The organism is Photorhabdus sp. RW14-46 (assembly GCF_963887965.1).
In the GTDB taxonomy this organism is placed as follows: Bacteria; Pseudomonadota; Gammaproteobacteria; order Enterobacterales; family Enterobacteriaceae; genus Photorhabdus; species Photorhabdus laumondii.
The window spans coordinates 65,610-88,638 of the sequence record NZ_CAWPHH010000005.1 but is presented as its reverse complement, the minus strand read 5'-3'; the positions used below and the strand labels follow the sequence as shown (position 1 = coordinate 88,638).

19 protein-coding genes and 1 pseudogene are annotated in these 23,029 nt (G+C 41.5%); 7 read left to right on the top strand and 13 right to left on the bottom strand.

Going from position 1 to position 23,029, the window contains the following annotated elements; genetic code table 11:
* Window positions 1-2 precede the first annotated feature (2 nt).
* The 8 genes from AACQ38_RS06160 to AACQ38_RS06125 form a co-directional block, all read right to left on the bottom strand.
* The gene (locus AACQ38_RS06160; protein ID WP_165577682.1) at window positions 3-668 is read right to left on the bottom strand and encodes an ABC transporter ATP-binding protein; all 666 of its coding nucleotides are present in this window, start codon (window positions 666-668) and stop codon (window positions 3-5) included.
* Window positions 652-1,809, bottom strand: coding sequence for an efflux RND transporter periplasmic adaptor subunit (locus AACQ38_RS06155; RefSeq protein ID WP_165577681.1), 1,158 nt, complete (start codon window positions 1,807-1,809; stop codon window positions 652-654). Before AACQ38_RS06155 ends, AACQ38_RS06160 begins: the two co-directional genes overlap by 17 nt.
* Window positions 1,810-1,833: 24 nt before the next feature.
* The gene (locus AACQ38_RS06150) at window positions 1,834-6,225 is read right to left on the bottom strand and encodes a condensation domain-containing protein (protein WP_165577680.1); all 4,392 of its coding nucleotides are present in this window, start codon (window positions 6,223-6,225) and stop codon (window positions 1,834-1,836) included.
* 17 nt (window positions 6,226-6,242) lie between these two features.
* Entirely contained in the window at window positions 6,243-6,737 is a 495-nt protein-coding gene (locus AACQ38_RS06145) for a hypothetical protein (protein WP_165577679.1), read from the bottom strand.
* Window positions 6,734-7,744, bottom strand: a complete 1,011-nt coding sequence (locus tag AACQ38_RS06140) for a hypothetical protein (RefSeq protein ID WP_011146952.1) — start codon at window positions 7,742-7,744, stop codon at window positions 6,734-6,736. Before AACQ38_RS06140 ends, AACQ38_RS06145 begins: the two co-directional genes overlap by 4 nt.
* A 35-nt stretch (window positions 7,745-7,779) precedes the next feature.
* Window positions 7,780-7,950: a hypothetical protein gene (locus AACQ38_RS06135; protein ID WP_165577678.1), complete on the bottom strand. Its 171-nt coding sequence runs from the start codon at window positions 7,948-7,950 to the stop codon at window positions 7,780-7,782.
* A gap of 536 nt (window positions 7,951-8,486) precedes the next feature.
* Window positions 8,487-9,551: a radical SAM protein gene (locus AACQ38_RS06130; protein WP_011146951.1), complete on the bottom strand. Its 1,065-nt coding sequence runs from the start codon at window positions 9,549-9,551 to the stop codon at window positions 8,487-8,489.
* 17 nt (window positions 9,552-9,568) lie between these two features.
* Window positions 9,569-9,724 (bottom strand): hypothetical protein, encoded by a 156-nt coding sequence (locus tag AACQ38_RS06125; RefSeq protein WP_158538096.1) that lies wholly within the window; start codon window positions 9,722-9,724, stop codon window positions 9,569-9,571.
* Window positions 9,725-9,929: 205 nt separating this feature from the next.
* Here AACQ38_RS06125 and AACQ38_RS06120 point away from each other — a divergent pair, with 205 nt between their 5' ends.
* From AACQ38_RS06120 to AACQ38_RS06100, 5 genes and pseudogenes are all read left to right on the top strand, one after another.
* Window positions 9,930-11,549, top strand: a complete 1,620-nt coding sequence (locus tag AACQ38_RS06120; RefSeq protein WP_165577676.1) for a (2,3-dihydroxybenzoyl)adenylate synthase — start codon at window positions 9,930-9,932, stop codon at window positions 11,547-11,549.
* Between the two features lie 22 nt (window positions 11,550-11,571).
* Window positions 11,572-12,192: pseudogene (locus tag AACQ38_RS06115) on the top strand (isochorismatase family protein); the annotation flags it as partial.
* A 76-nt stretch (window positions 12,193-12,268) separates the two neighbouring features.
* The gene (dhbA, locus tag AACQ38_RS06110) at window positions 12,269-13,039 is read left to right on the top strand and encodes a 2,3-dihydro-2,3-dihydroxybenzoate dehydrogenase (protein ID WP_041380111.1); all 771 of its coding nucleotides are present in this window, start codon (window positions 12,269-12,271) and stop codon (window positions 13,037-13,039) included.
* A gap of 213 nt (window positions 13,040-13,252) precedes the next feature.
* The gene (locus AACQ38_RS06105; RefSeq protein WP_165577738.1) at window positions 13,253-13,705 is read left to right on the top strand and encodes a DUF441 domain-containing protein; all 453 of its coding nucleotides are present in this window, start codon (window positions 13,253-13,255) and stop codon (window positions 13,703-13,705) included.
* Between the two features lie 5 nt (window positions 13,706-13,710).
* Window positions 13,711-15,759: a tRNA(Met) cytidine acetyltransferase TmcA gene (locus AACQ38_RS06100; protein ID WP_165577675.1), complete on the top strand. Its 2,049-nt coding sequence runs from the start codon at window positions 13,711-13,713 to the stop codon at window positions 15,757-15,759.
* Here the strand turns inward: AACQ38_RS06100 and AACQ38_RS06095 are convergent.
* From AACQ38_RS06095 to AACQ38_RS06075, 5 genes are all read right to left on the bottom strand, one after another.
* Window positions 15,710-15,898, bottom strand: coding sequence for a YpfN family protein (locus tag AACQ38_RS06095; RefSeq protein WP_058588387.1), 189 nt, complete (start codon window positions 15,896-15,898; stop codon window positions 15,710-15,712). The two genes, AACQ38_RS06100 and AACQ38_RS06095, sit on opposite strands and share 50 nt — an antisense overlap.
* Complete coding sequence (locus AACQ38_RS06090; protein ID WP_165577674.1) at window positions 15,898-16,575, bottom strand: D-alanyl-D-alanine carboxypeptidase family protein; 678 nt, start codon at window positions 16,573-16,575, stop codon at window positions 15,898-15,900. The genes AACQ38_RS06095 and AACQ38_RS06090 overlap by 1 nt, the downstream gene beginning before the upstream one ends.
* Window positions 16,572-17,699: a succinyl-diaminopimelate desuccinylase gene (dapE, locus tag AACQ38_RS06085; RefSeq protein ID WP_165577673.1), complete on the bottom strand. Its 1,128-nt coding sequence runs from the start codon at window positions 17,697-17,699 to the stop codon at window positions 16,572-16,574. The genes AACQ38_RS06090 and dapE overlap by 4 nt, the downstream gene beginning before the upstream one ends.
* Window position 17,700: 1 nt before the next feature.
* On the bottom strand, window positions 17,701-18,084 hold the full coding sequence (locus AACQ38_RS06080) for an ArsC family reductase (protein WP_041380902.1): 384 nt from the start codon (window positions 18,082-18,084) through the stop codon (window positions 17,701-17,703).
* Between the two features lie 230 nt (window positions 18,085-18,314).
* A complete protein-coding gene (locus tag AACQ38_RS06075) occupies window positions 18,315-18,950 on the bottom strand; it encodes a response regulator (protein WP_011146941.1) in 636 nt (211 codons plus the stop codon).
* 687 nt (window positions 18,951-19,637) lie between these two features.
* Between AACQ38_RS06075 and maeB the strand changes: the two genes are divergently transcribed.
* Window positions 19,638-21,917 (top strand): NADP-dependent oxaloacetate-decarboxylating malate dehydrogenase, encoded by a 2,280-nt coding sequence (maeB, locus tag AACQ38_RS06070; protein WP_011146940.1) that lies wholly within the window; start codon window positions 19,638-19,640, stop codon window positions 21,915-21,917.
* 101 nt (window positions 21,918-22,018) lie between these two features.
* A complete protein-coding gene (locus AACQ38_RS06065) occupies window positions 22,019-22,894 on the top strand; it encodes a ChaN family lipoprotein (RefSeq protein WP_165577737.1) in 876 nt (291 codons plus the stop codon).
* Window positions 22,895-23,029: the final 135 nt, after the last annotated feature.

Below are 23,029 nucleotides of genomic sequence, written 5' to 3'. Positions count from 1 at the left end.
GCTCATTGAGCCACCAAAGAACCACTGTCCAGATATAGTCGGCGTTTGGAATATTCGGCAACAACTTGGTCATGTGTTACTAGAATGATGCCGCATCCATTATGATGTAACTCAGTAAAAAGTTGCATGAGGTTGGTCGCATTAGTGGTATCTAATGCGCCGGTAGGTTCATCGGCAATAATAAACTTTGGATTGTTGATCAAAGCGCGAGCGACAGCAACGCGCTGCTGTTCTCCTCCTGATAGATGGCGCGGGTATTTATCTAATAAATTGTCAAGCTGGAGACGATCGATTAAGTAACGGAAATGTTCTCTGTCATAATCGAAGTTTCTTTTTAAGTAGTACATGGGCATCAAGATATTTTCATCAATGCGGTAGTTTTCCAGCAGGTTATAATTTTGAAAGACAAAGCCAAAATATTTTCGCCGTAAAAGCGCCAATGAGTGAATCTTTTGCTGAGTTACCGTGAGATCATTAATAAGATATTCTCCCGCACTGGCGATATCCAAAAGTCCTATTATATTCAATAAGGTACTTTTCCCTGAACCGGAGCGACCAAGAATAGCAACATAATCATTTTGGTCTATGGTTAAGCAAATATCTTTCAGGACAAGATGTTGTTTACCCTCATTACCATAGGTTTTGCAGATATTATTTAGCGTTATCATTTTGGATCTTCCCAAGATTATCTTGTTTGGAAAGTACAACGATCTGCTCGTTATTCTGCAATCCGCTGACAACGACTGAACGCCTTCCATTGTTATGACCGATCAATAATTGTCTTACTACGATGTTTCCATCTTTCATCTCACGTAAAAAATAGGTAGTTAGATCATCGTTCAAAGGTTGATGCCGTTTATTATTCAGTATATCACTGGGTATAGTCACTACTCCGGTGCTTTCGTGGGTCACAATAGTGACATCCGCACTCATACTGGGTTTAAGCAGGAAATTATCATTAGGGACATCAAATAGCACAGTATAATAAACAGCATTATTAATGAGATCGGGTTTATACATAATCTTCTTAACATTACCGTGCCATATATGCTGATTTGTACTATAGATCTTGAAGGAAGCTTTTTGCCCTGTCACGATTTGGTTAATATCTGCTTCGGAAACCTTTGCATAAACCGTCATATTTTTGAGGTCGGCAATTTGCATGAGAACCGGTGTCTGTTGATTGACATTTAGTGTTTGCCCGGGGTCAACATGAATTGCGGTCACGACGCCAGCAATAGGCGAATAGATTTGGCTATAACTGAGGCTGACTTCTTCACTGTGCAAAATATGTTCATTTTGCCTGATGTCTGCTTTGAGACTTTCAATTCTTGCCTGACTTTTTTTGACGCCAAAAGCAGCCTCATCCAGCAGTTGCTGGCTGGTTGCGGAACGCAGGTTAAGCTCTCTTTGGCGTTTTTCCGTGATGACCAGAAGTTGATAAGCGTATTGTTCTTCTTGCAACATGGCTCGCAATTTTTCCAGTCGCGCTCGGCTTGCCTCAACTTTAGTACGATAAAAAGTATCATCAATGCTAGCGACCAGCTTACCTGTTTCAACAATATCCCCGACTTCAACATATAACTTGGTTAACTGGCCTGAAATTTGGCTACCAACATTGACTTGACTGGTTGGTTGTACAATACCGGCAGCATTAACCGTAGTAATAACATCACCTAACGTTCCGGTGACGATTTGTTCTGTCATCACCGTAGATGTCTCTTTTTGGCTAAAGTGGTTATAAGCCACGGCAAGAAAAGCGATCATGATGATGGTGATAACAACCCATTTCTTTTTTTTGACCAGCACAATCAGCACCCATTTTACGATTTGTTATCGTTCCGTATCGCCAGGCATCAAGTCATGCTGAGCGCCTATGCAATCCAATAAATCAATCAAAAACAGCCCCATGTCGCTGATGATATCTTCAGAGAAAATATCATCATCGTAGAGCCATTCCAGACCTATTCCAGTTGGCAAATTGATTAGTTCGAGCGCAATATCTCCTTTAGGCTTAAGCCCCTTGATTTTTTCTTTGGTGCAACGGGTTTCACCAAGATATAAACCGGTTTCAAACCCTATTTGAGAAGAAAAATAATAAGTGACTTCTGGCAATTGCATACCGTGATGGTGATGAAGATGTTGTTTTAAATAGGCCAGTGAGATATTGGAATGAGTATTCGCGTCGGCCAGAAATTCGCGGACATATATGGATAGGTTAATCAGCGAAGTTTCCGCAGTAACGTAGGGCAGCAGTAGTGTGGTTGCGAAGCTACCAACACTGTCAAACGATATGGGAGGAGCTCGGTTGGCACAAGGAATACCGACGATAATCTCATCTTTATTGAGTAATGAATTAATGGTCATCAGAAATGCGCCAATCATAATATGTTCCAGAGTCACCGCATATTTTTTCTGCGTGCTGGATAGTTCGGCCATTAATTGTGGAGGCAACGGCATTGAATAACGTCGGCCTCGGACCCTAAGATGAGTTTCCGATGACTCATTATTCTGTCCGACAACCGAAAGGACGTTGAATAATTTTTCTGTCCAAAAATTTAATGTTTCGTCTGACATGCGCTGATTAATGACATTAATGCCTGTTTCCGTCGCAGCTTCAATCTTCGGTACATTATCTGCGTAAGCGGAAGATAATTTTTGCAACACATGAGCAATCGACATCCCGTCACAAAACGCATGATGGAAATTTAATAAAAGGTAGTGCTCATGTTCTGCTATTTTTAATAACTTAAAATATACCGGTGGATTATCCTGTAACGCCATCGGCTTAAATGCCATATCATTTAAGATTTTGCGGAATGAAATTTCAATATTAATGCCGGTAGCATGAGTTAAATCAATATATTCGAAAGGCAGGTTCTCTTCAATAGCAGGCGAGAAGGTTAAAGAGAGCTGCCCATCTATTATGGTGACTCTTTGGCAGAGAGCAGGGAAATATTGCATGATATACAGCAAAGCGTAACGTAATTTCTTTAAATCAATCTCGCCGATCAGATGATAATATAGCGGGATATTATGAGCGCCGGAACGATTAGAGATAGTATCGATGATCCAATAATATTGGTCGTGTTGTTCTGTCAGGCAAGTACTATTTTTATCGATTAAAACCGGTATTTGCCCTTGTTGAATGACAGATTGTAATAGATAACCTAATCTAGGGGCGTGATAGAAATCTTCCAGGTGAATAGAACAATTAAAACGTTGCTGGATCTTGTTAATTAATAATAATGCCTTAAGCGAAGTACCGCCGGCATCAAAGAAATTAGTCTCTTCATCAACAATGCCGTCGCTATCGCCAAAAACTTCCCGCCATAAAGTAAAAAATATTTCTCGTTTTTCTCCTTTAATCTGCGAAATATTATCTTCTTTATTCAATTCTGATATTGGAGCAGAATTGTTGGATGATGATAATTCGACAATAAAAGGTACCTGCAATTTTGGATAACATCCACGCAAGAATGAGACGATTTCGTGACGTGTAATTGAGCATGATCTATCAGGTATAAATATATTAATATATTGGTAGCCAGTTTCATTTTCTTTTATCGCTAAATGAATGTCATCAATATTAATCGCCGCCGTAAGTAATTTTTGCATTTCATCCAGATCGACACGTTTCCCGTCAATTTTATGTTCTTTATCCAGACGGCCAATGAAATTTAAATTCCCTTGGGCATCATAAAATCCACGGTCTCCGGTTAAATAATAGATTTCTCCATCGTTCAACTGTAAGAACCTACGTGAAGTTGACTGATTATCGTTAATATATCCGCTACAGATAGAATCGCCACGGATGCATATTTCTCCATTACTGCCATTAATGATCTTATTAGTTCCATATTCCCGAATAACGATATTGGTATTGGCTAGTGCTTTACCAATGATATTACCGGGTTGAAATTTATCAGCTATTTTGTGACTGCTAGCCACAACGCAACATTCTGTTGGGCCATAAGAGTTAATCAGAGAAATACCACATCCGACTTTTTCCAACCAATGATGAATGGCTTTATCCATTGCCAGATCGCCACCGATAATTGTCATTCTAATTGAAGGTGCGAGTTCTTTAATGGCTGCATGTAGGAAAAAGACAATTTGATGCCAATAATTGGTAGGAAAATTAACTATAGTGACCGATTGTGCATGGCAAAATGAAAACAGTGTCTCAAGTTCAACGATCATATTATCGTTGGCAATGGCTAATGTGGCACCTTGATAAAAACATCCGAACACTTCTTCAATATAAGCATCGAAAACGGGTGTGCTGAAATTGAGAATAACGTCATCTTGTTTAATATCATACTGCTCTGTCATTGCAGCCAAATAGGCATAAAGCCCCTTAAACGTTATTGGTACTGCTTTCGGTACACCTGTGGTGCCTGATGTGAAAAAGATATAGGCTTCGTCTTCTTGAGTCGCCGGACGTTTTATATCATGCCCCAGAAATATCTCGGAAGGGCGAGTTTCTATATCTTCAATAAAGAGAATATGCGTATTATTAACACCGTTTATTTTTTCATGGTAATGACGAGCAGTGATTAATAAAGAAATATTCAGACTATTTAATATGTTATTTATCTCTTCTTGACCAAATGTCATATTGATTGGGACAAAACATAATCCCGCAGTATGGATTGATAATATAGATAATAAGGAATCCATCCCTCTGGGTAATAATACGGCTACCCTTCGATTTTGTAGTGGGCAGGATAATAGCAATTGACTGAAAGTGAATAATTTGTGGTAAAGTTCACCGTAATTAAGGCAATGCACGGTGTTTATTTCTGTTTGATCTCCATGAATGACTGATTTTTTATCCGGCGATACTGCAACGATTTGTGCTATTCGGGCAATAATATTCTCTTTGATAGGGTGATTAATAACAATATTTTTTGGGTTATCCAGGCTAGATATAATATTATCCGTTGGTTCAATTTCTTTATATTTCACCCAATATGCCTCAACGGTTTCATTAATATTTTCTGCAATCGTACTATAAATATGTAAATAATCGTCGATCAGAGTATGGGCGGCAAAATGACTATACAGGCGGCTCCCCACATCCAATTCAACTAATGCTGATATCCCATCAGGAGAAAACCGGATGTTAATACCATAATTATTGACCGCGCCAGAAGTCATACAACCGCGTATAGCGCGATTATCTTTCATAAGATCATGTTCAAGCTCATGCAGCAAATTAACATAGGGGGCGGCAATGAATTGATCTGCCCGATTGATTGCTTCATCATTCAAATCATTTATATCAATACGGCTATGCTTGCTATGCAGACTAATTTGCGACTGCATTGCTACGAGGATCTGTTTTATGGTTGCCTGTGGGGCCAAAGAAACCATCAGAGGTAACGTGTTCATTGCCGGACGATAATAGCGGTATTCTCCTTTATCACGTCGGTTAGAGAAAGGTAAATTGATGATATTTGTTGATACGCGGCCTCGTTTGCTCATTTGCAGACATAAAGCCAACATCATCATTAATTTATCATTGAAAGTAAAACTATGGTTGTTTGCGGTGAGCGGCCGGCTTACTTTAATTGCTTTTGAGGGAAATAGACGTTTACGGGTATAATCCTCTAATTTGGGCAGTTGGTTGAGGTAATTATTCCAATACTCTTTGTTGTTAGCATAATGCACGTTTGCTTTATATTTAACCTCGTCAAGATAAGCCTGATAGGTAAAGATCGGTGCTGATGTTGGGTGGAATGTTTGTTGTTCATAGCAAGACAAAACATCATGAATCAACTGACCTATGCCCCAATAATCTGTGGCAATATGGTGAGCGATGATTCCCCAGAAACAGCACCCAACATCATTAAAGTAAAGATAATGCCTTATCGTCACACCCTTTTCAGGCGCTAGCGGTTGAGTTGTTCTCTTTGCAAAATCCGCTTTTGCCGCTGGTTCTACTGCTGGATCTGACAGTTTTATTGGTATAACGTCGACCGGCGTAGAGCTCTTTTCCTGAAAAATATTGTGTTCGGCAATACGGTAACGTAAGGAAAAACCATCATTGAATTGATGAATGGTAATAATGGCCTGCTTCAATCTTGCCAGACTAATATTATCACTGAAGCTGACGAATTCACCGACATTGAAGACAGACTTATCGTCAGCAACAGTATTAGCAATAGCTAAGCGGAGCTGTGTATAATTCAACGGCCAATAGTTGTTATTATATTCCATTATTGTGCGGCTCCACGCTATATTTTATCTTGCAACTCGCCCTTTATTTTTTCAAAAATAGATTCATCTATGCATAATCCAATATTACCTTCTGAATTAAAGCAGATCAGAGGGCGTTTGCTTACACGTAGAATGAAATATTTATTTTTTCCCTTGTGATAGTATCCAGACGAATAATGGATAATATGTATACCATTGCTTCGGCTAAAATCTTCCAAGGAAACGCCTGCTTCCCGGCGTAATGAGGAAATAACCCATTCGTGTGAATATACCCCGGACTTCATCAATAATTTTCCTTCCTTGGCCACGGCTTTATTTGATAACAGTTGATAGCCTACAAATAAGGCAATGATGATAAAGAGAGTCGTCGCAATACTTGCCGCCAGCTTGTTGGGATTGCTGTTACTGAGCCAGTATGGCACAGGCAGAAAAACTAAAGCGATCAGGACGAGCATAGCGGCATTCATTAATATGACTTTGAAGTCTGGATTTAATCCCACGATATTATTCATGCTGCTGCCATTCCTAAAGATAATTCGGTAAAGAGATGAATCACTTCTTTACGTTCTTCACGTGTTGCGGGCAGATTGATATAACCACACTTTTGCGCCGCAAACAGGCAAGCGGTGATTTCCCTTCTGACAGCTTCTTTAACCAGTGTATCGACCATTTCTTGGTTGTTATAGAGTCTGGCAAGATGAAGAGAAGCCGTGCCGGCTGAAAGGTCGCTATGATCAAGTTTGGGTAAATAATTTGCCATACATACAGTCACCGCTGTTTGTACCGCGAGGCTTAAGTAGGCTACTACGTTAACTGCCGCCGCCGCATTCACTGCTGCGACAACTCGGGTGCCGACAGCCACGTTGACCGCAGCAACGACATTGGCCCCTACGGCAAGGCGAGCAATCTCAATACTGGTATCATCTTCACTGTTTAAGGGCTCCAGAATTTCTTTCAGCCGGAGAAGAGGAGGACTGTTTGTATCTTGGAGCTGATAGGATTCGATGTTTTCTTTAAAATGTGCGAACAGGCTGGCATCTTGATTGAGATGGTGATTGATTCGGCTTCTCAGACTTGAGCCCCTTTCGTTTAAACCATAGGTTTTTAGGCGGGAAAAGAGCGCTTCATAGTCGTTGATTTTTACCGCATTCATTAAGTCTTTATCATAAGTGATGAATAACAGTAATTCCTCTGCGGAACCGGGGCTAACGATATCTTTGTCTATGCCAAATTCAGCTAACACTTTTTCCGGTGACTCCCGGTATTCTAATGCTAAATTGGGCTGTTGTTGTAGGGTTTCCCAGAATCGGTTATAGGTGATGATCTCTTCCCAAACTTCAACCGGGAGTTTGGCGTTTGACATTGACAACCTTAGCTTATTTTCTTCAACCTCTCCCGGAGAGAGTAATGAACGTGGCACGCCAAACAGGCGGTTGCTATCAGTGCTAGCATTGACGGTGGGTATGACACTGCCAATAGCTGCACCGGCAGCCACGCCAATAAATGTACGTCTTTTCATCATTCGTTCCTTTATAAGTTAACGGAATTCTTTTTTTATTGAGCTTTATACCCGTCATCTTTCAAGTTGCTTCTTTGTTGGCTGCACTCACTCACCCCGGTCACATCGTTATCTATGCTCCCGGGGATTCGTTCCCTTGCCGTCGCGATGCATCCATAGGGTATATATAAGATAATATGTAACCTTTCCTTATTAAGCTTCTTCATTACTGAGATAATTTCATGAAATAATTATCTAACTGATATTTCTTACCTGCTATATTAATTGTAAGTGTATATTGTGATGACCATAACAGTATTTGGGTATATACCCGTCATCTTTCAAGTTGCCTCTTTGTTGGCTGCACTCGCTCACCCCGGTCACATCGTTATCCATGCTCCCGAGGATTCACTCCCTTGCCGTCGCGATGCATCTTGAAATCCATAGGGTATAGAATAATTTACCCTCCGTTCGATTAAAGGTTAGATGGTACTAACTATTAGCTGGATGGTGACATTTTGCAATAGGTTAGTTGATTAAATTTATATTTTGAGCGTTTAGACTAAATATATTTTTCGACAAAATATCCTTATTTAGAGTCCGATCACAAAATAACAAGTAAAAATATTCATAAAGAAGAATAAAATATTTCTTTTCCTTGATTACCACTTCATTCAATAAAAAATTACTAGCCGGAAAAGAGTTATTTTGGCGATATTTGTTAGTAATAACGTTAAAATATGGATTCGATTCTGTTATATTTTCATTCTTCAATTAAGTTAACGGCATTTTTTTCTGCTGAGTAGTAGATGAGATCCAGCCGTTCTTTAGCGTTAAATTTCTTTATTACCGGAATAATTTCTTTGTGATAATTATCTAACAGATTCCGGCGTGTCCTTTCGTCTTTATGCAAATGAGCACAGGCTTGGCAGGGATGAACGATTTTTTCCAGATTAATATTGCTATCCTGCGGGCGATATTTTTTTAGGATGTTGTATGGTCCCTCAGTTCTTAACCAGACTTTCATAAAGTCTTCTTCCTGACCTTTAAAAAGCTGAGATACATCGCCTCCTTGTAAACGGCCAAGTTTCATTTCGGGGATATGTTCTAATGTCAGCCCACAGCAAGCGGAAATTTCACCGTGTGGTGTCAGTACAATATTTTCAAAGACCTGATCGCACCCTTTTGCCAGTTGCTGATCCCGGTTTGGAATATCTTTTCGTTCTTCGCTGGTGTCATAAAACGGCATCCAGGTATTTCGCTGTAAATTAATCTTGTTTTGCTCTTTCAGTCGCTTAATAACGGGATTCTGGGTGATCTGCGTTGCAATGGCGGAATCAAAGGTATCCTGTTCTACTGTAATCAGTGTTGTAATATTTTGTTCGGCCAATGCTTCTGCCGCTGTCACTACGCTATCAAGGGGAATCCATTCACTGTGATCTTTCCCTGTACTGATATTCATCTCTGTGATGCCCGCATTTATTAAATCTTGAGCGATTTTTTGCGCCTTTTCTCTATTTTTCCCCCAATAACCGTTAGTCACGCAACGAGTTAATAAGCCGTGATCTGAGGCAAAGCGAATGGCTTCAATCAGATCTTTACCTAGCAGGAAACACTCCCCGCCACTGAAAACAACTAACTTTAGCCCTGGAAAATTAGCTTTTGAGTGTGCAATAAATTGTTTAATTTCATCCAGGCTTAAACGCGCTTTTACCGAGGGGTTACATTCAAAACAACATTCTTTGCAAGCAGCATTGCAAGTATAGGTTGTGATCACGGTGGCGGTGTTTGGATATTGTTCCCAATATCCAGGAGGGAAGCATGGCATAATTTACCCCTGTTGGATTAAAGGTGATACCCGTCATCTTTCAAGTTGCCTCTTTGTTGGCTGCACTCACTCACCCCGGTCACATAGTTTTCTATGCTCCCGGGGATTCGCTCCCTTGCCGTCGCGATGCATCTTGAAATCCATAGGGCATATACGTTACTAACTATTAGCAATATGATTTTATTTTGCAATGTATTAGGTAATTAAATTTGTATTTTGAGCGTTTGCTCGAAGTATGATTTGTTACGAAATGAATTTATTTAGAAGCAGCTCACAAAATAAGAGTCGAAATATTTCTGATGGGAGATAAAGTAAATATGTATAAACAGTAATCGACGATTGTTCAAGGTATTGAATATTATTGTAAGGAATAAAATCATGTCTATTGAATTTACACCCTGGCCGGTTGAGTTAGCAGAGCGTTATCGTGAAAAGGGTTATTGGCTGGGTAAACCCTTAACTGACATACTTTATAAACAATGTCAGCGACAACCTGAAGCAATAGCTATTATCTGTGGTAACCGTAAATTTAGTTATCATCAACTTGATCAACAATCATCTGCATTAGCCTCAAATTTAACTTTAGCGGGAATAAAGAGAGGTGATACTGCTATCGTACAATTGCCAAATATAGCTGAATTTTATATTACATTTTTTGCGCTACTGAAAATGGGGGTAGTACCTATTAATGCATTGTTTAGCCATAATAAATTAGAGTTACTTTCTTATGCACAACAAATTGATCCAAGTCTGATTGTACTTTCGTCAGAGCATTCACTTTTACAGAATAATGATTTCCTGGAGCAATTAAAAATACATTGCCCACGGTTAAGGAATATCGTCGTTGATGGTCGAAAAATACAATATACCAATGAATTAAAATCGTGGTTAGAGTCAACAAATTTACCTTTGAATTTTGAGGCGACACGTTCAGATGAAGTCGCTTTTTTTCAACTTTCAGGCGGGAGTACAGGGACACCTAAATTAATTCCAAGGACGCATGACGATTACTATTATAGTGTGAGGCGCAGTGTCGAAATTTGTGAGTTGACACAACAGACCCGTTATCTTTGTGCTTTGCCGGCGCAACATAATTATTCTTTGAGTTCTCCGGGGGCGCTTGGCGTATTTTATGCTGGTGGTTGTCTTATATTAGCAACAGATCCTGGGCCTACGACCTGCTTTCCACTTATACGTGAACATAAAGTAACAATGACCTCATTGGTGCCATCGGCTGTTGCGTTATGGATTCAGACGATGAGGAAATACCAATATTCACTAGAAAGTCTTCGGCTATTACAAGTCGGTGGAGCAAAGTTAAGTGAAAGTGTGGCGCGAGTGATACCGAAACTTTTTTCATGTAAGTTGCAACAGGTTTTTGGTATGGCCGAAGGGTTGGTATGTTATACCCGGCTTAATGACGATGATGAGCGTATATTTACCACTCAGGGGTGCCCAATGAGTGAAGATGATGAGGTACGTATCGTTGATGATAACGGCAATATACAAGCGCCAGGTTCAGCGGGGATGTTAATCATTCGTGGGCCATATACATTCCGGGGATATTATAAAAGCCCAGCGCACAATGCGAAGGTATTCGACAAAGAAGGTTTTTATTATACCGGTGATTTAGCCTATATGACGAAAGAGGGTTATATATGTATTGTCGGGCGTGAGAAAGATCAAATTAATCGCGGTGGTGAAAAAATTGCTTCGGAAGAAATTGAATCTTTGCTACTCAAACATGAAGATGTTATCCATAGCGCTTTGGTTTCGATGCCTGATCCTTTGATGGGAGAAAAAAGCTGTGCTTTTATTGTGGTGGCTGATCCGAATATAAACACGTTGCAACTGCGGAAATATTTAAGGGGAATGGGGATTGCTGAATATAAATTGCCTGATCGTTTCGAGATTATTGATGTTATGCCGGTTACACCCGTCGGAAAGATTGATAAATTATTATTAAGAAAACTCATTCGAGACAAATTAGAAAATTAATTAATGACATGAAGGTATTAAAATGACCATTCCATCATTGAAAAATTATATGCTACCTCAGCCAAAAGATTTTCCAGGCAATAAAGCATCTTGGTTATTCGAACCCCATAGGGCAATTTTACTTATTCATGATATGCAGGACTATTTCTTACAGTTTTTCGGTGATAATAGCCCTCTAATCAATAAATTAATTGAAAATATCCATTTGTTGAGAGTCTTTTGTAAAGAAAAAGAGATCCCCATTATATATACAGCACAACCTAAAATGCAAAGTGATGAAGAACGCGCATTACTTAATGATATATGGGGGGCCGGCTTGAATAGATCACCCCATTTACAAAATATTAACCCTGCTTTGGCCCCTAATAACGATGATATTGTGATAGTTAAGTGGCGTTATAGTGCATTTCAACGCTCTTCGTTAGAAAAAAATATAAAAGACTTAGGCCGGGATCAATTAATTATTTGCGGGGTGTATGGACATATTGGTTGTATGATTACTGCGGTTGACGCATTCATGAGAGATATAAAGCCTTTTTTAGTGGGTGATGCGATAGCGGATTTTACGCTGGAAGATCACCTCATGGCTTTAAAATATGTTGCTGAAAAATCAGGAATGGTCATGAGTACTAAAGAAATAATTTCATCGGTAAATTTCGATAAACTGAATTTATAAAAAATGCATAATAAATCGCTATTAAAATTAAAGAAGAAATAAGATGAAAAATAAACAAAATTTACAAATGGATTTTAGCCATAAAACCGTCTGGGTAACTGGGGCGGCACGTGGTATTGGTGAACAAATTGCCCGTGATTTTACCGCGCTGGGCGCTAACGTAATAGGTTTCGATCGCGTATTTGAGCAAGATAATTTGCCTTATAAATGTATACAACTCGATATCAGTGATCCAGAAAAGGTCGAAATGATCTGTTCCCAACAACTGTCTGTCTCAGCCGAATTAGATATTCTGGTTAATGCTGCCGGTATATTGCAATTGGGAAATATTGATGAGCTAAATATTAGTGACTGGCATCGTTGTATTAATGTGAATGCTTCTGGGGCTTTTTATCTATTTCGTAGCGTGATTCCCCATTTTAAACGTCAGCGCGGTGGCACTATTATCAGCGTCAGCTCTAATGCGGCACGTGTTCCACGTATGCAAATGGCGGCTTATTGTGCATCAAAATCAGCACTGACAAGTTTAACGCATTGTGTTGGGTTAGAACTTGCGCCGTTTGGTGTACGTTGTAATGTTGTATCGCCGGGTTCGACGGATACATTTATGCAGCGTTCTATGTGGAAAACCGATGATGATGAAAAAAATACGATTAACGGGTATCCTGAGCGATATAAATTAGGTATTCCCCTCGGTAAAATTGCAAGTGTTAATGAAATTTCACATACCGTACTGTTCTTGTCTTCTGATTTGGCAAGCCATATAACGCTACAAGATATTGTGGTTGATGGTGGTGCGACGTTAGCTTGTTAATTGTTTGAATTAATACGAAAATACCTGTCATTTCTGTAACGTAAGGAAAAATTGCTCTAGCCTAATAGGATTAATACCCTATGGATTTCAAGATGCATCGCGGCGGCAAGGGAGTGAATCCCCGGGAGCATAGCAAACTATGTGACCGGGGTGAGCGAGTGCAGCCAACAAAGAAGCAACTTGAAAGATAACGGGTATAGGGTATTGAAATCTATGAGTCATCTCGATCCTACTTTACTGGTGCTGCTCGTGTTGGCAGCACTGGGTATCATCAGCCACAACATGACCGTCACTCTTGCAATGCTGCTGTTGTTGGTTATCCGCATAACGCCACTGAATCATTTTTTCCCGTGGGTGGAAAAATATGGGTTGACTATCGGTGTACTTATTTTGACCGTGGGAGTCATGGCGCCTATCGCCAGTGGAAAAATTACGGTACAAGCTGTCTTCAACTCGTTTATGAATTGGAAATCGTTGCTCGCGATAGTAATAGGTGTATTAGTGTCATGGCTGGGTAGCCGGGGTGTTTCACTCATGTCTAATCAGCCATCAACAGTTGCTGGTTTGCTGGTGGGGACGGTATTAGGTGTCGCTTTATTTAAAGGTGTTCCTGTGGGACCGCTGATTGCGGCAGGGATTTTGTCATTGTTGATTGGTAAATCATAGCCGTTATGTTGCCAGAATTGAGTGTGATACAGACCGAAATGCAGCAGCAAGGGTTACGTCGTTTGCTGGTGTTGAGTGGAGATGATCATTGGTGCTATTTACAGGCTAATGAATTACAGCGGAGATTTATCGGTGATTGGTTATGGATCTCTCATCGTAAACAGCACGCTGTGTTGCCAGAAAAGGCGGTCAGTTTATTAGGTCAGGAATATCTGCACGGAATATTTGATGCTACCGAAGGTTTTAATGCGGAAGCACTGGCGATATTGGCAGGTACATTGAAAGCTGGAAGTTGGTTGGTGATGATGGTTCCATCTTGGTACCAATGGCGTGATCAACCAGATAAGGATAGCGCGCGTTGGAACGAACAGTTAGAGGCGATTCCAACACCGCATTTTGTTCAGCATATTCAGCAGCAAATTGTTAGCGATCCCCAAGTTTTACTATGGCGGCAAAATGATCCCTTATGCATCCCTGCATTTCCACAATACAGCGCGTGGCAACTGCCTAATGGCAGCCCAACAGCCAGCCAGCATGCCATTTTGGCGCGACTTTTGCGGGCAAGTCAGGGGGTATGGGTCATTACTGCGCCAAGAGGGCGAGGTAAATCGACACTTGCAGGTATGTTAATGCAGCAATGGCAAGGAAATTGTTGGTTAACTGCACCGGCGAAGGCAACAACAGCAGTCATTAGGTGCTATGCGGGGGAAAAGGGAAAATTCTGGGCCGTAGATAATTTGCTCAAATATTGTAGACAAAATAGCGTGTCAGATATTGATTGGTTGCTTATCGATGAAGCCGCTGCTATTCCAATGCCTCAATTATCTGAATTAATCGACTATTTTCCCCGCATATTGTTGACCACAACGGTACAGGGATATGAAGGCACAGGGCGCGGATTTTTACTTAAATTTTGCGTTGGGCTTCCTGATCGTCATGTCCTGAACCTGACGGCTCCTGTGCGTTGGGCGGAAAATGATCCGCTGGAAAATTGGTTGGAAAGCGCTTTACTGTTTGAGGATGCAATTCCTGTCAACAATTCTGATCAGGCGATCAGTTATCAGGTCTATCATCAGCAGCAATGGATTAAACAACCTGAATTACTGAGGCAGTTTTACGGCATATTAACCAGTGCTCACTACAAAACTTCACCTTTGGATTTACGGCGTTTACTTGATGCTAAAGGCATGCAATTTGTTGCGGCTCTTGGAAATAATGCCTTGATGGGGGCTTTGTGGATGGTTGAAGAGGGTGGGTTGACGCTTGAGTTAGCCCATGAAATATGGGCAGGCAGGCGTCGTCCAAGAGGAAATTTGGTTGCTCAATCGTTAGCTGCCCATAGCGGTTTACCGCAGGCGGCGGTTTTGAAATCTCAACGGATCAGCAGAGTTGCTGTACAGGCTAATCATCGCAGGCAAGGTATTGCTCAGGGAATGATCGCGTATCAACGGGAAAGGGCAGAAAAACAGGGGGTGGATTTTATTTCTGTTAGCTTTGGTTATACCGCGGAGCTCTGGGCATTGTGGCAGAAATGTGGCTTCCAATTAGTGCGAATGGGAACTCATTTAGAAGCCAGCAGTGGTTGTTATGCGGCAATGGCTATTTTTCCCCTGAGTGAACAAGGGATTTTGCTGGGGATTCAAGCTCAGCAACAGCTTGCCCGTGATGCATATTGGCTGGAATTGCAGATTGGATTTAGCTTGCCTGTTGATTACCAAACTGACCATCATCTCAATCAACATGATTGGCAGGAACTGTCAGGTTTTGCATTTGCTCACCGACCATTTTCTGCTTCATTACCGTCCTTGCAACGGTTGTTGCTGAACAGTGATTTGCCGTTGATTGCGCTGAGAAATCATCTCCAGCAGGAAATGCGTGTTGAGCAATGCATCACCGTATTGCAGTTGAGTGGATATAAGGCATTAATGCGACTCTGGCGGCAAGAAACCGCACAGGCGTTATCAAGTCTGGATAAGAAACTTGCCAAAGATTGGCAAGAGTGGACTACGGCTTTTTTTGAGGCCAATCATCTTCATCATCCCACTTGCTATTAAGATCCCGATGAGGAGGCAGTTCCGGTTTATTGTCCAGAAATTTTTTAACATCCAGTCGGCGTAACTCTTTAATGGCATTGAGAACAACGCCAACCAATAAAATTAAAATAATCCACCAGTAATCAGCTAACCATTGCATTAGGTTGTCTCCTGCGCAACATGGAGGTAATTTTCAAATATATAGGGTAAGTTAGCAGATAACCAGTCAATGCCGGCGATGTCATGCTGCTGCCATACATCCAGTAACATTTGCTGGGTCAGCAATTTTTCCAATTGCTTGGCGACTGGTTGGTAGCTGATATGCCACGGTTCATCAGCGACACTGCCACGGTTACCGACAAAAGGACGGTAAAAACCGAAATGAGCCATATTCTCGGTCAACCAATGAGTTAATGGTGCGAAATAACCACCATTTTCATATTCCCAAGGTTCGAGTAATAACGTCTGGTTAGCCGGTAGCATTGTTGGATCATAGACATCCAGATCGGTTCCCCAGTGATGACGACTACCACCGGGCAGGGCAGACCAACGAAGAATTGCCTTACAGCGTTCTCCTTCTGATAACTGGGTGATATCCATTGGCTGGCTGTTTTCATCCAACACCGGGCGTTCACCACGGAATTTGCCATTCCAGATAGCTTGCTGACGTTGAAAATCACGGAACGTGCTGGCCGGTTGCAGATTAATTCCGGCCTTTTCAGCGGCTTGTTGCATGGAAAGAAAAGCATTGGCGGCTTCTGGTTGTAATCGGTGATTGCCAAAGAGAGCAATCAAGTGGCCAGTCGCCAGACCGGTTAACATATTTGCTGTGATCACTGGATTAACTGCTCCATAACACGTTGATAAATCCGGCTAAGTTGTTGCAGATCGGCGGCGCTGACGGACTCATTAACTTTATGAATTGTTGCGTTGAGTGGCCCCAGTTCGACAACTTGAGCGCCCATCTGAGCGATAAATCGTCCATCGGATGTACCACCACTGGTAGATAATTCAGGTTGATAGCCACAATATTGGTCTATTGACTGGATGACGGCATTGACTAACTCACCTTTGGCTGTTAGGAAAGGCTGACCTGCCAGTATCCACTCAATCGTGTAATTGAGATTGTGATTTTTGAGGATAGTTTCAACCTGTTCACGGATTTGGCTGTCAGTCAGTTCTGTACTGAAACGGAAATTGAATTGAACTTGCACATTCCCAGGGATCACATTGTGGCTGCCTGTTCCCGCGTGGATATTGGCAATTTGCATACTGGTCGCCGGGAAAAATTCGTTCCCTTCATCCCAATGTGTATTGACCAATGTCTGTAAAGCAGGAAGGACACGGTGGATAGGGTTATCAGCTAAATGCGGATAGGCAACGTGGCCTTGGATACCGTGAACAGTGAGATTCGCCGTCAGGGAACCTCGACGGCCATTTTTCACCATATCGCCAAGACGGTGCTGGCTAGAAGGTTCACCTATCAGGCAATAATCCAATCGTTCATTGCGGGACATCAAGGCTTCAACCACTTTAACGGTGCCGTGGGTGGCTTTCGCTTCCTCGTCTGAAGTAATAAGAAAGGCCAGACGTCCATTATGGTTGGGATGGGCGGCAACGAAACGTTCAGCCGCGACAATCATGGCAGCTAATGATCCTTTCATATCTGCCGCACCCCGACCATATAACATGCCATTACGGATAGTGGGCTCAAATGGGGGATATTCCCACTGAGATTCATCGCCCGCAGGGACGACATCAGTGTGTCCGGCAAAGGCTAACGTCGGGCCTATGCCGCGATAGGCCCAAAAATTGTTTGTATCGCCAAAGGGCATCCGTTCAATAGTAAAGCCAATTGTTTGCAAATGAGCGATCATAATAGCTTGGCAACCTTTATCGTCCGGGCTGATAGAGGGTTGTCTGATGAGTTGTTGTGCAAGTTCAATGACAGGGCAAGTCATTTCAGCGTGCCTCAGCAAAAAATTGCTGATATTCATCCACTTTATAACCTAATAGGTAATCACCTTTTGCAGAAATTAATAGTGGACGTTTGATAATAGCGGGTTGTTCCAACATCAACGCTTTTGCTGCGTCAGCATTATTAATTGTTGCTCGTTGTTGATCGGTCAGTTTACGCCAAGTTGTACCACGGGTGTTAATTAATGATTCCCAACCCAGTTTGTCAATAAATGACTGCAAAAGTGTGGCATTGAGTCCATCAACACGATAATCATGAAACAGATAAGTAATTTCTTGTTCCTCCAGCCAACGACGGGCTTTTTTTATCGTGTCACAATTCTTGATCCCATAGAGAGTAAAAGCGGGTTGAGAAGATTTATCCAATATCATTTAACAGATCCTTAAAAAAAATTTAAATACCTAAACATAATGCTGGAAAATGCCTGTTTTATCCAGATGATATCCTGATTTTTATTATCGGAGATACCAAAACAGGAGACTCAATTTTATTGGCCTGTTCTCATAGGGGGTATTTGCGACATAACATTGACTACATAACAACGATAAGTAAGAGCCGACCCTCGGTAATAAGCTCAAGGAGCGGCTCGGAAGAAATATTAGGCTACTCCATTTTTCCTATGTTGCAAATACATGATGGTTGCAGCCAGGCGGGAACGTACATTCAGTTTTTTTAACAAGTTTCTGATGTGTACCTTCACTGTCTCTTCAGAAATAAATAGGACATCAGCAACTTCCTTATTGGTCATGCCACTGGAAACTTCTTTTAATACATCTAACTCACGTTTGGTCAATTCAGATAAAGGATCAACATGTTTATGACGGTTAGCGAGATGTTGGTATATTTTTTCACTAAATACAGTTTGTCCACGAGCAGCATGGCGAATACTGCTTAATAACGAATCTAAGTCGCTATCTTTAAGTAAGTAGCCATTAGCTCCTGCGTCAATGGCTGCGTAAACATCATTTCGATCATCTGAAACGGATAATACCAGTACATAGGAATTGATCCCTTTTCTACGGATAGATTTAATCGTGTCCACGCCTGAAAGACCATTCATATTGAGATCTATCATAATGACATCAGGTTTCAGCTTGCATGCAATATTTATTGCTTCTTCACCATTGTCAGCTTCCGCTGTCACGGTAAGCGCCCGATCGAGCTCTACAATCTGTTTCAAGCCATGGCGAATGAGAGGGTGGTCATCAACTATCATCACTGAATGGTTATACATTTTCCTTCTCCCTTAAATAAGTAAAGCCACGAAATGCAGACTTTGAATTTGATTAAAAGGCAGTAATGAATGGGTCTGCCCTAAATTAAATTGCTATGAAAAAATTTTATCAAAACCGATTGATTTACAGAATTGATAGCTCTGTAAGTCCAGAAAGCACATCCTGATATAAAAATATAAATAGCGCAAATTAGTTTGATAAGTAAAAAAAGAAGATGAGTAATTTTCACAAAAAACACATAACTTCACTTCTTTTAATGATGTTAAAAATCAATATGTTAAGTTGGTTATTATTAGATTTGTTTTCTTTTATAAAATTTATTTTAATTGAATTTATATTGAGAGTTTTTCCGAGTTATAGTTATTTTGGTTACTATAACTTTAATGATATTGTATAAAGGATAATGTTTCTGTCTTTATTTTCCTAGATTAAGTGCCTATTTCAATAGGCGTAAATAGGCGTAATTGTTGCAGGTCGTTCTTATAAATAAAAGTGAGCACTTGCCTAGGTTCGCTTTTTTGTTCTTTATGGCAAAGAGTGGTATGAGTGGAGAAATTGGCTAGTGCTTTTTATGAGCAAAAAAGTGCTACTTTATTGATAAGATGCGGTCAATGTTATGATTTGACACACAGTACCTATTATACTGCTCCTGCTCTTACTCCAGATTGTATATAAAGGATCCGACGATGGATGAAAAATTAAAACAGAGTGCATTGGATTTTCACCAGTTTCCACAACCAGGGAAAATCACGATTACTCCCACTAAGCCTCTGATAACTCAGCGAGATTTGGCCTTAGCTTATTCACCAGGTGTTGCTGCGCCTTGCTTGGAAATTGCAGAAGATCCATTAGCAGCTTACAAATATACTGCGCGTGGCAATCTTGTGGCAGTGATATCTAATGGTAGTGCGGTTTTAGGATTGGGGAATATTGGTGCACTGGCAGGTAAGCCCGTGATGGAAGGAAAAGGTGTCCTGTTTAAAAAGTTCTCAGGTATTGATGTATTTGATATTGAAGTTGATGAGTCTGATCCTGACAAATTGATTGATATCATTGCGGCACTGGAGCCGACGTTTGGGGGGATTAACCTCGAAGATATTAAAGCACCGGAATGTTTCTATATTGAGAAAAAACTGCGGGAAAAAATGAACATTCCGGTATTCCATGATGACCAGCATGGCACAGCGATAATTTGTACCGCTGCTGTTTTGAATGGTTTGCGGATTATGAAAAAAGAGATTTCAGCGGTTCGCTTAGTTGTTTCTGGTGCCGGAGCTGCCTCAATTGCCTGTATGAACTTGCTGGTTGCGCTTGGGTTGCAACGCAAGAATATTGTGGTATGTGACTCTAAAGGGGTGATTTATCGTGGTCGCGATAAAAATATGGAAGAAACTAAAGCGGCCTATGCGATTGAAGACAATGGCAGCCGCACATTAGGTGATGTTATCCCTGGTGCCGATATTTTCCTCGGATGTTCCGGCCCTGGCGTGTTGACTCAAGACATGGTGAAAATGATGGCTAAAGATCCACTCATCATGGCATTGGCAAACCCTGAACCAGAAATTTTGCCACCCTTGGCAAAACAAGTTCGCCCTGACGCAATCATTTGTACTGGTCGTTCTGATTATCCGAATCAGGTTAATAATGTGCTCTGTTTCCCGTTTATTTTCCGTGGTGCGCTGGATGTTGGTGCAACAACCATTAACGAGGAGATGAAGCTCGCCTGTGTTCATGCGATTGCGGATTTAGCGCTAGCGGAACAGAGTGAAGAAGTGGCTTCCGCTTATGATGATCAGGATCTGTTTTTTGGCCCGGAGTATATTATTCCTAAACCATTTGATCCGCGCCTGATTGTGAAAATTGCCCCGGCAGTTGCCAAAGCAGCAATGGATTCCGGCGTGGCAACCCGCCCGATTAAAGACTTTGGCGCATATATTGAGAAGCTGAATGAGTTTGTCTATAAAACAAACTTGTTTATGAAACCTATTTTTTCTCAGGCTAAGAAAGCGAAAAAGCGTATCGTTTTGGCCGAAGGGGAAGAAGTACGTGTATTGCATGCGACTCAGGAGCTGATCTCTCTTGGGTTGGCTTACCCGATTCTAATTGGTCGCCCTAGTGTTATCGAAATGCGTATCCAGAAACTGGGATTGCATATTGAAGCGGGTAAAGATTTTGAAGTCGTCAATAATGAGAATGATCCGCGCTTCAAAAAATACTGGCAGGAATATCATCACATTATGAAACGTCGGGGTGTTTCTGCTGAACAAGCTCGCCGGGCAGTTATCGGTAATCCCACCCTGATTGGGGCGATTATGGTACTGCGTGGTGAGGCTGATGGCCTGATTTGTGGTACCGTTGGCAGTTACAGTGAACATTACGATGTCGTGAGAAATGTATTTGGTTTCCGTGATGGGGTTCATACTGCTGGTGCCATGAATGCATTGATGTTGCCAAGTGGTAATACTTTTATTGCGGATACTTATGTCAATAATGATCCAACGCCTGAACAATTGGCAGAGATTACCCTTATGGCTTCAGAGACTATCCGCCGTTTCGGTATTGAACCAAAAGTTGCGCTGCTTTCTCATTCAAGTTTTGGTTCCACAGATTGCCTCTCAGCACAGAAGATGCGCCAGACGCTGGAATTGGTGAATAAAATGTCACCTTCACTTGAAATTGATGGTGAAATGCATGGTGATGCCGCATTGGTTGAAAGTATTCGCCGTGACATCATGCCAGATAGCCCATTGAAAGGGGCTGCCAATCTGTTAATTATGCCGAATATGGAATCTGCCCGTATCAGTTATAACTTGCTACGTGTCACCAGTTCTGAAGGCGTTACCGTTGGTCCAGTTCTGATGGGGGTTGCCAAACCGATACACATTCTGACACCAATTTCTTCTGTACGTCGTATCGTTAATATGGTCGCTCTGGCGGCAGTTGAAGCACAAACTCATCCGCTGTAATACCCATCGCCCCTGTTTCCTGTAGGCAGGGGCGGTTTGTTGTAAACGATTCTTATTATCTACATGATGGGCAAAACATTAATAATATGGATATGGACATGATGAAATTTCTCACGACTGTAAAATCTTTTCTGATTATCTGTGGCTTACTGATCTTATCTGGATGTGTATCTGTACAACAAAAAACCGCTCTCCAGGCACTTTCACCGGAACTGACTCAACAAGGGGCTATTATCGATCTTAAAACCGGTCACGCCCTGACCCCTGATGAATTGATCAATCGGCTGGCATCACATCAACGGGTAATTGTGGGTGAAAAACATGATAATCCATATCATCATCAGATAGAGATTTGGTTGGTTCAGAAACTTCCGCTTAAAAGAGAACAGGGTTCGGTCCTGCTAGAGATGATTAATCCTGATCAGCAGCAAAAAGTGAATAAGGTTAAGAGTTGGTTGCAAACTCAGCCTATCGTACGTGAAAGCCGCATAAAAGAGCTTCTGGCATGGCAAGATGGGTGGCGGTGGGAGTTGTATGGTGGATTGGTCATGGAGCTTATGCATCAGTCTTATCCGTTGCTGTCTGCAAACTTAGATCGCAGTGAAATTAAAGCGGCTTATCGTAACCCTCCGGTCCTCCAGGGGAATATTTCTGTTGCTGAAAATGTCAAGGCTCAGATTAAAGAGGTGATCAAAGATGTTCACGGTGGTGAAATAACGGAGCAACAGTTATCTGCCATGACAACTATTCAGCAAATGCGGGATCGCAGAATGGCGGAACAGTTACTTAAAGCGCCGGCTCCTGCCACACTGATTGCGGGTGGATATCATGCAACAAAAGTAATAGGTGTTCCTCTGCATGTTAAAGAATTATCGCCCCAAGAGGACTTTGTTGTGTTGATCATGGCTGAGAAAAGCAATGTATTGGATAGCCAATATGCTGATTATGTCTGGTATACACCCGTAAAAAAACCATAGATATTTTAAACAAATATCCCCGTTATCTTTCAAGTTGTCTCTTTGTTGGCTGCACGCGCTCACCCCGGTCACATAGTTTGCTATGCTCCCGGGGATTCACGCCTTTGCCGTCGCGATCCATCTTGAAATCCATAG

Bases quoted from the DNA above. Each gene is read 5' to 3' on its own strand.
- AACQ38_RS06160 (WP_165577682.1), bottom strand. From the start codon at position 668: ATGATAACGCTAAATAATATCTGCAAAACCTATGGTAATGAGGGTAAA.
- AACQ38_RS06150 (WP_165577680.1), bottom strand. From the start codon at position 6,225: ATGGAATATAATAACAACTATTGGCCGTTGAATTATACACAGCTCCGC.
- AACQ38_RS06145 (WP_165577679.1), bottom strand. From the start codon at position 6,737: ATGAATAATATCGTGGGATTAAATCCAGACTTCAAAGTCATATTAATG.
- AACQ38_RS06140 (WP_011146952.1), bottom strand. From the start codon at position 7,744: ATGAAAAGACGTACATTTATTGGCGTGGCTGCCGGTGCAGCTATTGGC.
- AACQ38_RS06135 (WP_165577678.1), bottom strand. From the start codon at position 7,950: ATGAAGAAGCTTAATAAGGAAAGGTTACATATTATCTTATATATACCC.
- AACQ38_RS06130 (WP_011146951.1), bottom strand. From the start codon at position 9,551: ATGCCATGCTTCCCTCCTGGATATTGGGAACAATATCCAAACACCGCC.
- AACQ38_RS06120 (WP_165577676.1), top strand. From the start codon at position 9,930: ATGTCTATTGAATTTACACCCTGGCCGGTTGAGTTAGCAGAGCGTTAT.
- dhbA (WP_041380111.1), top strand. From the start codon at position 12,269: ATGAAAAATAAACAAAATTTACAAATGGATTTTAGCCATAAAACCGTC.
- AACQ38_RS06105 (WP_165577738.1), top strand. From the start codon at position 13,253: ATGAGTCATCTCGATCCTACTTTACTGGTGCTGCTCGTGTTGGCAGCA.
- AACQ38_RS06100 (WP_165577675.1), top strand. From the start codon at position 13,711: ATGTTGCCAGAATTGAGTGTGATACAGACCGAAATGCAGCAGCAAGGG.
- AACQ38_RS06095 (WP_058588387.1), bottom strand. From the start codon at position 15,898: ATGCAATGGTTAGCTGATTACTGGTGGATTATTTTAATTTTATTGGTT.
- dapE (WP_165577673.1), bottom strand. From the start codon at position 17,699: ATGACTTGCCCTGTCATTGAACTTGCACAACAACTCATCAGACAACCC.
- AACQ38_RS06075 (WP_011146941.1), bottom strand. From the start codon at position 18,950: ATGTATAACCATTCAGTGATGATAGTTGATGACCACCCTCTCATTCGC.
- maeB (WP_011146940.1), top strand. From the start codon at position 19,638: ATGGATGAAAAATTAAAACAGAGTGCATTGGATTTTCACCAGTTTCCA.
- AACQ38_RS06065 (WP_165577737.1), top strand. From the start codon at position 22,019: ATGAAATTTCTCACGACTGTAAAATCTTTTCTGATTATCTGTGGCTTA.